Annotated in this window: 8 protein-coding genes and 1 tRNA gene; 8 read left to right on the top strand and 1 reads right to left on the bottom strand. The window is 58.3% G+C overall.

Annotation, left to right across the window (positions count from 1 at the left end):
- Positions 1-172 precede the first annotated feature (172 nt).
- Positions 173-246 (bottom strand) — tRNA-Ile (locus ABRP98_RS11170).
- A 260-nt stretch (positions 247-506) separates the two neighbouring features.
- Here ABRP98_RS11170 and ABRP98_RS11175 point away from each other — a divergent pair.
- The 8 genes from ABRP98_RS11175 (at position 507) to ABRP98_RS11210 (ending at position 11,107) form a co-directional block, all read left to right on the top strand.
- Positions 507-1,292 carry a DUF5067 domain-containing protein gene (locus ABRP98_RS11175; protein WP_349859288.1) on the top strand — a complete coding sequence of 262 codons (786 nt, stop codon included), beginning with the start codon at positions 507-509 and terminating at the stop codon, positions 1,290-1,292.
- A gap of 87 nt (positions 1,293-1,379) precedes the next feature.
- Positions 1,380-2,204, top strand: a complete 825-nt coding sequence (locus tag ABRP98_RS11180; RefSeq protein WP_349859289.1) for a PTS sugar transporter subunit IIAB — start codon at positions 1,380-1,382, stop codon at positions 2,202-2,204.
- Between the two features lie 10 nt (positions 2,205-2,214).
- Positions 2,215-3,804, top strand: coding sequence for a PTS ascorbate transporter subunit IIC (ulaA, locus tag ABRP98_RS11185; protein ID WP_349859291.1), 1,590 nt, complete (start codon positions 2,215-2,217; stop codon positions 3,802-3,804).
- A 154-nt stretch (positions 3,805-3,958) separates the two neighbouring features.
- Positions 3,959-4,378 carry an organic hydroperoxide resistance protein gene (locus ABRP98_RS11190; protein WP_349859293.1) on the top strand — a complete coding sequence of 140 codons (420 nt, stop codon included), beginning with the start codon at positions 3,959-3,961 and terminating at the stop codon, positions 4,376-4,378.
- Between the two features lie 125 nt (positions 4,379-4,503).
- Positions 4,504-5,973 carry a DUF3375 domain-containing protein gene (locus ABRP98_RS11195; protein WP_349859294.1) on the top strand — a complete coding sequence of 490 codons (1,470 nt, stop codon included), beginning with the start codon at positions 4,504-4,506 and terminating at the stop codon, positions 5,971-5,973.
- A complete protein-coding gene (locus tag ABRP98_RS11200; protein WP_349859296.1) occupies positions 5,973-6,623 on the top strand; it encodes a DUF4194 domain-containing protein in 651 nt (216 codons plus the stop codon). Before ABRP98_RS11195 ends, ABRP98_RS11200 begins: the two co-directional genes overlap by 1 nt.
- Positions 6,616-9,987 (top strand): ATP-binding protein, encoded by a 3,372-nt coding sequence (locus ABRP98_RS11205; RefSeq protein ID WP_349859298.1) that lies wholly within the window; start codon positions 6,616-6,618, stop codon positions 9,985-9,987. Before ABRP98_RS11200 ends, ABRP98_RS11205 begins: the two co-directional genes overlap by 8 nt.
- A complete protein-coding gene (locus ABRP98_RS11210; RefSeq protein WP_349859300.1) occupies positions 9,974-11,107 on the top strand; it encodes a DUF3322 domain-containing protein in 1,134 nt (377 codons plus the stop codon). Before ABRP98_RS11205 ends, ABRP98_RS11210 begins: the two co-directional genes overlap by 14 nt.
- Positions 11,108-11,217 lie beyond the last annotated feature (110 nt).

An 11,217-nucleotide genomic window follows, 5' to 3' on the forward strand; every position in this document is an offset into this window, starting at 1 on the left:
AACCCCTACCCCCACCAACACAAAATGTCGTTTAACTCGACACGCCGAAAAACAACACGTTTTGTCGTTTAACCCCATCGAGCTGACCGCTAGGCCGATTTTCTCCGAACGCGTGCACACCGAATACTAAAAAAGAGGCGCCAGCACTGCTTGCCGACGCCTCCTTCTACCGTGGGGCCACCGGGGCTCGAACCCGGGACCGACGGATTATGAGTCCGGAGCTCTAACCGACTGAGCTATAGCCCCACACGGAAGTCATGCAGTAGATTACGACACTCCGCTTCCAAAAGATTAGTCAATAGCTCGCGAAAGACCAATTTTCTCACCTCTCCCGCGCTGACCCCCTCCCCACCCCCTTAGGGTAAAACTTTTATATGAGAAAACTATTGCCTTCTCTCGTTCTTACGTCCGCTCTTGTCCTCACAGCATGCTCGAGTCCTGATGATGACAGCGGATCATCACAACAAGACCAGCATGCTAAATCTACTGAATCACAATCCCAATCCGTGATCGGTACGTGGAAGCAGGAGGCCAGCGCCTCCGAAGATGGTTGGATGGAGGCCAGCATCACTGATGACGTCATTACTGTGGAATGGACATTTGATAATGGCAAGAATCGCTCGATCTACTGGATAGGATCATTTGATGCTGAAGCCGCCGCAGCTGGCGAAACGATCACTTCGAAACGAGACATCGTTGCAACCGATACTGCCCTCATGGCAGCCTCAGCTGACGAAAAAGACTTCAAGGTGGACGGCGATACTTTATCCTTCGATGTTGCCATTCAGGACGTCACTCTTACAGCAATTTTGAAAAAGATCAGTGACGACCCGACCACCGTCAATTCTCTAAAGAGCACAGATTCCAACCGGAGTTTCAAGGACAGCGTCCTCGAAGTACCGGCCGCAACGATCAAGATCACGAATCACCGCATAATCCCCACAGGTGAGCCGAGCAATGAGGATGGCGAGAAGCCACTCATCGTCTTCTATTATGATGTCACGAATAAGACGGATGCAGAGCTTTCGGCCTTGGACTTCGTCCAGTATTTTACTGCCGTGCAAGACAATAATTCCGATACTGTAAACGAGCTGGAGGTCGGTTCATTTTACGATCCAGAGCTCACCGATTCCCTACTTGAAAGGATCAAGCAAGGCGGTACCGCTTCAGGCGCAGTCGCCTACGAACTCGATGATGAATCCACCCCAGTAGAGCTTGTAGCTACAGACAATTTTGGCCAAAGCGAAATTGGCCGCCAAAGGTTTGAGCTGGACTCTTCTGACAAGAAGTAGGCATTTCCATTTACCTTCCTTCTCCCGCGCTTTAAAATAAAGAGTGATTTTTCTTCATAAGCCCTAACTATGTGACGGGAGAAATAAATGGCTACAGTGGACTCTTTGCTGGTGCCGGGTGCTGTGGATCTTCACGGCACTGCCAATGACTGGAGGGAGGCAATCCGACTGTCGGGCAGACTTTTAGAAAAGGCTGGCACAGTAACTTCTGATTACACGGAATCCATGATCCACTCTGTCGAGGACAATGGGCCCTATATCGTAGTCGCACCCGGTCTCGCTTTCGCACACGCGCGCCCATCAGAGGCGGTAAAAGAAACCTCACTGTCGTGGGTACGGCTTTCAGAACCAGTGGAATTTCACCATGCTTCCAACGATCCCGTACATCTGGTAGTGGCGTGCGCGGCCAAGAATTCCTCGGAGCACGTGGAAGCGATGAAACAGCTGGCCAGGCTTTTAGCAACCAAACAGGAAGACCTTGACCGCGCAGAGACTGAAGAACAGCTACGGAAGGTCATCACCTCAGATACCCCAACTCAAACATCTTCTTCTCCACATGGTACTAGTTCCGCGCCGACAGCCTCTTCAGAAACCACCCACAAAACCGCAGAGGACTCCGTGGCATCCAAGGGAAAAATTCTAACGGTCTGTGGCAACGGGCTAGGAACCTCGCTTTTTCTCAAAAATACCTTGGAGCAGGTCTTGGATGAATGGGGCTGGGGTCCCTACCTCAACGTAGAGGCGACAGATACCATTTCGGCGAAGGGCCGAGCTAGCGAAGCGGACTTTTTGCTTACCTCGGGTGAAATTGCTGCCACGCTTGGCGATGTCGGCGTTCCCGTGTACGTCATCCAAAATTTCACTTCCACTTCCGAACTTGATGCGGCTCTTCGCGAGCTCTATGACATTTAAGGAATAACGCATGGATATTCTTCTGGCCATAGCCAATTTTCTCGTCAACGAAATCCTCGCTGTACCTGCTTTTCTTATCGGCATCATCACCGCCGTCGGCCTAGGTGCCATGGGGCGCGGCGCCGGCAAGACCATCGGCGGTGCGATTAAAGCGACGCTGGGTTTCCTCCTTATCGGCGCCGGCGCTGGCCTAGTATCCGATTCGCTAGAACCGCTGGGTGCCATGATCACCGGCGCGACGGGTGCACGGGGAGTGGTGCCGACTAATGAAGCCATTGTCGGCATCGCCCAAGATAGCTTCGGCAGCCAAGTCGCCTGGATCATGATTTTGGGATTTGTTGTCTCCCTCATCTTGGCCCGTATTACACCGCTTAGTTATGTCTTCCTCACTGGCCACCACGTACTTTTCATGGCCACATTGCTGACGATGGTGCTCGTTGCCACTGGATATCCTTCGTGGGTCATCGTCGCCTTTGGTGCGGGGCTGCTTGGCATTTTGATGGTGTCTTTGCCTGCTATAGCCCACCCCTTTACCCGCCGCATTACCGGCGATGATTCCGTGGCAATTGGGCATTTTGGCACGGCTGGGTACTTGGTCGCAGGTGGCGTCGGCAAGGCCGTAGGCGGTAAGGGCGACAAGATGTCGCCTTCGTCGGAGGATCTCAAGCTCCCAGAGGGCTTGCGCTTCCTGCGCGATTCGATGGTGGCGACGGCCCTTTCCATGGCACTGATGTACCTCGTGCTCGCCGTATTATTTATTGCACGTGCAGGCTCCGATGAGGCTTTCACGGCCTTCCCGGATGGCGCTACCGATGTAGGCAATTACCTCATGCAATCCATTACGCAGGGCCTACAGTTTGGCGTGGCCGTTGCTGTCATTCTTTTCGGTGTCCGCACCATTTTGGGTGAGCTTGTCCCCGCCTTCCAAGGTATCGCGGCAAAGATAGTTCCCGGCGCAATCCCAGCGCTCGATGCCCCGATTGTCTTCCCTTACGCTCAAAATGCCGTGCTCATTGGGTTCATTTTCTCCTTCACCGGCGGGCTCGTCGGCTTGGCTGTGCTATCGCTATGGCTCAACCCGGCTTTTGGTGTCGCCCTCATTTTGCCGGGCCTCGTGCCACACTTTTTCACTGGTGGCGCGGCCGGCGTGTACGGCAATGCCACCGGCGGGCGCCGCGGCGCGGCTTTGGGTTCTTTTGCCAATGGCTTGCTCATTACTTTCCTGCCCGCCTTCCTGCTTAGCGTGCTGGGTTCTTTCGGCGACGCCAACACTACCTTCGGCGATGCCGATTTTGGCTGGCTTGGCCTGCTGCTCGGCTGGTCCATCCAGGCTGGCGGTGTATGGAGCGGCATTCTCATCGCAATGATTGGCCTGGCTATCCTCGCGCTGGGGTGGGTATGCCAGCGCAAGCTTGTCGATACCCACTGGGACCCCGCGCCCCACCGCCCTTCCCCCACGAAGACGGCCGAAGTAGTCGGTGCCACTGCGCCCACCACTGGCGGTGCCGCCAAGGGAGCTGGGAAAGCCAACCAATCCAAGCGCTACCCCAAGGTACTTCCGCCCGAAGGAGCGCCCACTCCCCCGGCGCGGGTTGAGTAGGCCTGCGGCGCACACTTGAGCCGTACCACCTTTTCTTAGCGCGTCCTTTCACTTCTTAGGTCGCTGACCTCGAAAAACACCGTTAGCAATTCTGAGTACAATCGGCGGCTGTACTCACCGCTAGTACGAAAATGACTTTAGAAAAGGAGTAATCATGGACGCGCTTTACACCACTGAAGCACTCGCTACCGGAGCAGGCCGCGACGGCCGCGCAGTGGTCCAAAATTCTGACCTTGACTTCAATATGTCCACCCCGAAGGAAATGGGTGGAGATGGCAATGGCGCCAACCCGGAGCAGCTCTTCGCTGCTGGTTATGCTGCTTGCTTCCACTCCGCCCTGCAGGCGGTAGCCCGCAGCGAGAAGGCCGAGTTGGGCGATTCCTCCGTGGGTGCCCGCGTGTCCATTGGCAAGGAGGGCGAAGGATTCAAGCTCGCCGTTGAGCTCGAGGTCATCATCCCCGCCCAGGAACACGACAAGGCACAAGAGCTTGCCGATGCCGCCCACCAGGTCTGCCCCTACTCCAACGCCACCCGCGGCAATATTGACGTCAACGTCACCGTCGCGCAGGACTAAGCAAGACTAGTACAGTCTCTTAGTCCTCGGCCCGCAAGGGCCACCATGCGCGGGTGGATCCACTGATTCGAATAAGTGAGTCAAACTACGCTGCATGTGTCCGGCGTAGCTGGCAAAATCGAATCATGTCTGTTGAAGCTCGCGCCCTTTCACTGCGGCGGTTATTACATGATTCCGCGGCAGTGCGGCTGCTGGCGGCCGATAATGCCCCGGTGATTCTGGCACTTATTGCTGAGTATTTTCCCCGCGGCACTCGGGCGCGGCCGGCGGCAGAAGTATATGAGCTGATGGTCACCGATTTCGAGGTGCTCGCCAGTGAATTCTCAATGCCGCGCACACCGCAAAGCTATTGCAATGATTGGGTAAAAGCTGGTTGGCTAGTCCGCAAATCTGGCAGGAGCTCACGCGGGGAAACCTTGGAGCCAAGCGAGGAAGCGCTGTCCGCGCTCGAGGCCGTTGAGCGTTGGGAAACGCCGGTTACTACGGTCACGGCATCGCGCGTGGAATCTATCGGCTCGGCTCTGCAGCGCTTGGCGCGAGATACAAATGAGGATATTTCGAGCCGCGTCGCCAGCTTAGAGGCGGAGCGAGACCGCATTGACCGCGAAATTGAAAAGGCACATTTAGGGCAGTTTGAAAGGCTGACTGCGGCAGAGACGCAGGAGCGCGTCCAAGACGTGCTGAACATGGCCATGGCGGTGCCAAGCGATTTCGCCAGGGTGCGCCATGAGCTTGAAGCCCTCAATCACCGGTTGCGTCGCCAGCTTTTGGATCCAGAAGGTTACCGCGGCGAAGTGCTCGAGGAAATCTTCAGCGGTGTAGACCACATCGCGGAATCGGACGCGGGGCGCAGCTTCCGCGGATTCTATTCCTACCTCATGGATAGAGAACGCAGCGCGTGGCTGGACCAGTGGATTAGCCAAGTTTTAGAAAGCGAGGTCGGCCAAGAGCTAGCGCCAGAAAACCGTCGTCATCTGCGGAATCTCTTCCGCGATATGGAAGAAACGAGCTTCGAGGTCAATCAAACGATGACTGGCCTGGCACGCAGCTTGCGCAACTATGTCTCTTCGGAACAATTTGCAGAAGACCGGCGCATGATTGAGCTACTGCGTGAGGCGCGAGGCATGGCCATTGATGCAGCGCAGGCATCGGAGCTGAAAGCCTTTCACCGCATGGAAACGCCCTTGCAGCGCATCGGTATGTCCATTCACTCCGTCTCGCGCATCCAACTAGCCAACCCAGGACGCGAGGTCGTGGAAGAAGCACCGGAAGCCTTCCAGCCGGGCCAAGAGAATGCGGAGGCGTTGTATGAGCTGGTGCGCGAGTCAGAGATTGATTTTGAGGAATTGTATGGGGCGATCCGCGGGGCCGTCGGCAAGGCGGGTCCGTGCACGATTGGCCAGGTTTTACAGGCGTACCCGCCCACGCAGGGCCTGGCCAGCGTCGTGGGATTGGTGCACATTGCGGACCAGCACCCGCTTCCAGCTTTGCATGATGATCATGAAAAGGTCACCTGGACCGAAGAAGATGGGACCATTCGCGCGGCGTATATCCCTACTATGTATTTCGATAGCACAACCGTTGAGGAGTTGTAGTGAGCGCTACTGATTATCACCGCGTCGATTCGGCGCATGAGCCCCCGCTGTGGGAAAGCGATAAAGGATCGCTGACCTATAACTCGCGCCGCGCGTTGGTGCAGCTATTGAAGGGCCCGCTCGTGCGAGCACACAAGGAACCTGTCTTATGGTCCGCCATCATCTCGGACGAAGACAACCTGCGCGCCCGCCTGCATGAGGTATTCCTCGAGCTGGTCGTCGATGAAGCGGAAGGTTTTGCGTTTACCCGGATGATAGAAGAGGAAACGCTGCCTATCCCGCAGGTGCTGCGCACGGATAAGCTTAAGCACATCGATACCGCCATCCTGTTGAACCTGCGCCAGGAACTTGGTTTGGCGTTGCCCGGTGAACGCGTGATTGTGGATGTAGAAGATCTCCGGGAGGGCATTGGATACGTCCGCGCGGTTGATAACCGCGATGAAGCCGGGTTCAATAACCGCTTCAATGCGGCGATTAAACGCATCCGCAATGAATACTCGCTGCTCAGCGCCACCGAGACAGAGGGGCGCTACGAGGTTTCACCCGTCTTGCGCCAGCTTTTCGATGCCGCCACGGTCACCGCCATCCGGGATGAATACGCCCGCCTCGCAGAAGCCGAAAGCGACCAGGAGGATGCTTCCGATGACTAACCTGTATCCAGGCCAATTCCGCGTCAGCCGTATCCAGCTCATTAACTGGGGTACTTTTCACGGCTACTTTTCCATCCCGGTAGCCCGCAAGGGCTTCCTCATCACCGGCGGATCCGGTTCGGGTAAGTCCACGCTGCTTGACGCGATGTCGGCGGTATTGGTTCCGCAGAAGGACCTCAAGTTCAACGCGGCATCGCAGCAGGACGTCGGGCGCCATAATGGGCGCAACCTCGTCTCCTATATTCGCGGGGCGTGGCGGCAGCAAGAAAATGCGCACACGGGTGAAATTGCCCCGGAGTATTTGCGTGAGGGCGCAACAAACTCGGTGGTGGCGTTGACCTACGATAATGGGGCTGGCACACAGCACACCCTTATCGCCATCTTCCGCCTCAACGGCGGTGAAAATTCGGTGAGCCAGATTAAACGGCTCTATGGGGTGGTGCAGGGAGATGAGGACATCGATAAGCTCAGCCCCCTACTCACCCGCAGCCTGGATACCCGCAAGATTAAGGCCATGTACAAGGGGCCTGGAGCGTCATTTACCTCGACGTACACCACGTTTGCGGATCGCTTCCGCAAACGCCTGGGCATCAAGAGCGAACAGGGGCAGGTCCTGCTGCACCGCACGCAGTCTGCCAAGTCTCTATCCAGCCTGGACCAGCTCTTCCGGGACTATATGCTGGATACGCCGTCTACCTTCGAGCGGGCTGAGGAGTCGGTGGAGCAATTTGAGGATCTGCGCCAGGCATACCTGCGGGTAGAGGACGTCAAGGCCCAGATTGAGACGCTGGCACCCCTGCCCCAATTACACTCCCAGCGCACCACCGCAGAAGCGGATAAGCACAAGGCCGAGGCGATGAATGAGGCGCTGCCGGCGGTGCGCGCCCGCTTGGTGGCAGAAGAACTGGACTATCGCATCCGCGCGCTGACCGCCCAGCAGGCAGAGGCGCAGTCAGCGGCCGAGGCACTCCAAGCGGAGGTCACGCACCTTGACGATGCCGAGCGCCGCGCCGCCGTAGCCGTCTCCCAACTCAGTGCCGGCGAGCTGGCCGCCCTAGAAGCCAAGATAGAAACCGCGGAGAAGGAAATTGAGCACCGCTCCAAGGAGTTTCACCACCTTGCCGCTGCCGCTGACCAGTGGACCGATCACTTTGAGCTCAGCCCGCACGGCTTTGCTGAGCTGCAAGCAAATGCCCGCCTGCGCATCGCGGACTTCGAGGCTGACTCGGCCCAGCTTACTGAGCAGCAACAAGAAGCCGGAGTGGCCGCCCGCGATGCCGCGACAGCATCCGCGTCCTTAGAAAGTGAGCTGCACTCATTTAGCTCGCGGCGCACCAATATCGATAAAGCCCTCGTAGAGCTGCGCACCCAACTCGCGCGGGATACTGGCTATGCCGAATCGGAGCTTCCCTTCGCTGGCGAGCTACTGGATATTGCCCCGCAGCAGGCGGAGTGGGAACCGGTGATCCAAAAATTGCTGCACGGATTCGCCGCCACCCTGCTCGTTCCGGAAACCGCGCGGGAAGCCATTAACCAGTGGGTCAATTCGCGCAATGTGGGTACCCGGCTCGAGTACCGCACTATCCCCGAGTTTGCTCCTGCGCCTACGCCTGCGCGCAGCCCGCAACAGCTCATCCACAAATTGGAGTTTCAAGATCACCCCATGGCGCAGTGGGTGCGCCACCATATTTCGAGCCGATTTAACTACGAATGCGTCAACTCGGTGGCGGCGCTCGAACAGGTAACCAAGACCCCAGCCGTCACGCGCGATGGCTTGGAAAGCCGGCCCAAGGATAAGGATGGCTCGACGCGCTTTATCAAGGATGATCGCACGCGCTTTAATGGCACGCGGTGGTACCGAGTGGGTTCCACCAATACCGCCAAGATTGAGCTCCTACGTTCCCAATTGACGGAAGCGAAAGCCAATGCTCGCGCCATGGCCAAACAGGTCCACGAGCTCAACCGGAAGATGGATATCCTGCGCACGCAGCGCGATAAAGCGCAGCGCGTACTGGAGACTAAGTTCCAGGATATTGATACCGCTTCTGCTGAGGCGCGCAAACGCGATTTGCAAGAACAGTACGATTCTTTGGCTTCCTCTCCAGAGGCGCAGGCCCTAGCCACAGCGCATGAGCAGGCAAAGGAAAAACTCACCGCCGCCCGCGGCCAACTAAACGAAGCACAAAAACACCTCGGCAACGTGGAGGGCGAGCTGAACCGCTCCACCCGGCGGCGCCAAAGCATCGGAACCGTGCCCACGGTGGCGGATCAGGGCATCGCCAAGGCAGTCGAAGAAGCCCTGCACAAGGGCAGGAGAAAACTCACCATCGATGACATCGATGCCCGGCGCGATGAGGTGCAGGCCAGCCTGCAAGAAACCGCGCGTAGGGCCGCGCGCCGCATCGAGGAGACGAATGCCAAGATTGTCTCTGTCCTCCACAAATACCTATCGCAGTGGCCGGCAGAAGCCGCGGATTTGGAGCCGCAGGCCAGCTTCGCCGGCGAAGGCATGGAGAAGCTGAAATTCCTGCGCGCGGACCGCTTGGCGGATTTTCGCGCCCAGTTCTTGGAGCTGCTCAATGGCACGACGGTGCAAAACCTATCGCACCTTGCCTCCTCGCTTCGCCATGCCCGTAGCGATATCGAACAGCGCATGGAATTTATTAATAAGTCCCTGGAGCGCACGCCCTTCAATGGCGACCGCACCCTTCGCATTGATGTGAAGGATGCCAGGGGCCAGGTCGTGCAAGATTTCCAGCGGGATCTCGATGCCGCAACGTCCCATAGTTTGGCGGAGATTAGCGCCGATGAGCCCGAAGCTGCGGTAGCGCGCTACCACGCCCTGGACAAGATTCTCAGCCGCTTGGGCTCGTCTGAGCCGGAGGACATTCGGTGGCGCAACCTGGTCCTCGATACCCGCAAGCACGTCAGCTTCATCGGCCGCGAATGCTACCCCGATGGCACGACCGCGAATACGTATCAGGATTCCGCCTCTCTTTCCGGCGGCCAGGCCCAAAAGCTGGTGTTCTTCTGCTTGGCTGCGGCGTTGCGCTTCCGCCTGGCGGAGCCGGATCAGGACGTTCCCACCTACGGTTCCATCATTTTGGATGAGGCCTTCGACCGCGCCGACCCGGCCTTCACGCGCACCGCCATGTCCGTGTTTGCGTCCTTTGGTTTCCACATGATTTTGGCAACGCCGTTCAAACTCATCCAGACGCTATCGCCGTACGTGGATGGCACCATCGTGGTCAATTACGACGAACCCATTATCCAGGGACGCCCGCAGGCGCGTACGGGCTATTCGCTTATCGATGCCACCACCTATTCCCAGGAATCCCCGGAGTCCCCCAATGCGGATGCCTAGTGACCTGCACACCCATGCGGAAAAATACCTGCGCAAGCACTTTGCGGAGGCTTTGTCGACTCCGGATTCGCTGAGCATCGACTGGCCGCTGCACCCGCCCACGGCCGCCAACGCCGCGCGCGATGTCCCCGCCACCCAGGAGTTCATCCGCGCCTGGCAGCGCTGGCCGCACCAAGAAGAGATCCACTACGAACAGCGCAATTGGTCCCGCACAGGCCTAGGCACCAATTCCGTTCCCACCCGCGCGGTCCTTACCGGTGCTCCCCGCATCGCCGCGGCCGCAGGCCTCAGCGCCGAATACTCCCGCGCGCTACAGCGCGCACACGACATCGCCGGGATCTTCCCCGACTCCCCTGCATTCGCCGACGCCGTGTACCGCACCTATGCCCAGTGGAAAGACCTTGACACATACGATCTGCGCTGCTTGGCACCATGCTTGACCTGGCTGCGCGCCCACCCGGACTCCGGCGAGTGGGAGCGCGCCGTTCCGGTCGAAGGTGTGGATGGCAAGTGGATAGGCACCCACCGCCGCCTGCTGCTCGCCCTGCTTTCGCCCTTCGGCATCACGGATTTGGGACTGCGCCGCACCGACGCCCGCCTGCGTCTGCGCTACCTCAACCACGCCCCTGCGCTGTCCGATATCGAGGTTCCCCTTTCCCAGGCTGCACAGCTCTTTCCCACCGCGCCCCCGCGCGTTCTCATCGTAGAAAACAAGCAGACCTTCCTAGCCCTGCCCCTGCTTTCCGATGCCGCCCCACCTACCATCGCCATCCTCGGTTCCGGCAATGCCGCCCGCCAACTTCACGCCCTTGCCTGGCTCCACGATGCCGAAATCACCTACTGGGGCGACCTTGACGCCGCCGGCTTCAGCATCCTCAACGGCGTGCGCGCCCACTTTCCCCACACGAAGTCTCTCCTTATGGATACCACCACCGTCACCGCGTTCCGCCACTTCGCGGTCCCCGATCCCGGCGACGGCTCCGCCATACTTAGCCACTTGACCACCGAAGAGCAGCGCGCCTACCGCCTCCTCTTCACCGAGGGCAAGCTACGCATTGAACAAGAACGGATTCCGTTCGCGCAAGCCACTGACGCGATTCAATCTACGTTTCAACGCTAGGTTCTAGGTTGGGGAAATCTCATCAGAGGGCGCAGGGTTGCGTCCCTTAGTGTGGTGTAACGCTTGCTGATGGTGGGCCCCGGAAATAGTGGGGCGGTCACCGTCAGTTA

This window comes from Corynebacterium sp. KPL2838 (genome assembly GCF_040225455.1).
In the GTDB taxonomy this organism is placed as follows: domain Bacteria; phylum Actinomycetota; class Actinomycetes; order Mycobacteriales; family Mycobacteriaceae; genus Corynebacterium; species Corynebacterium rhinophilum.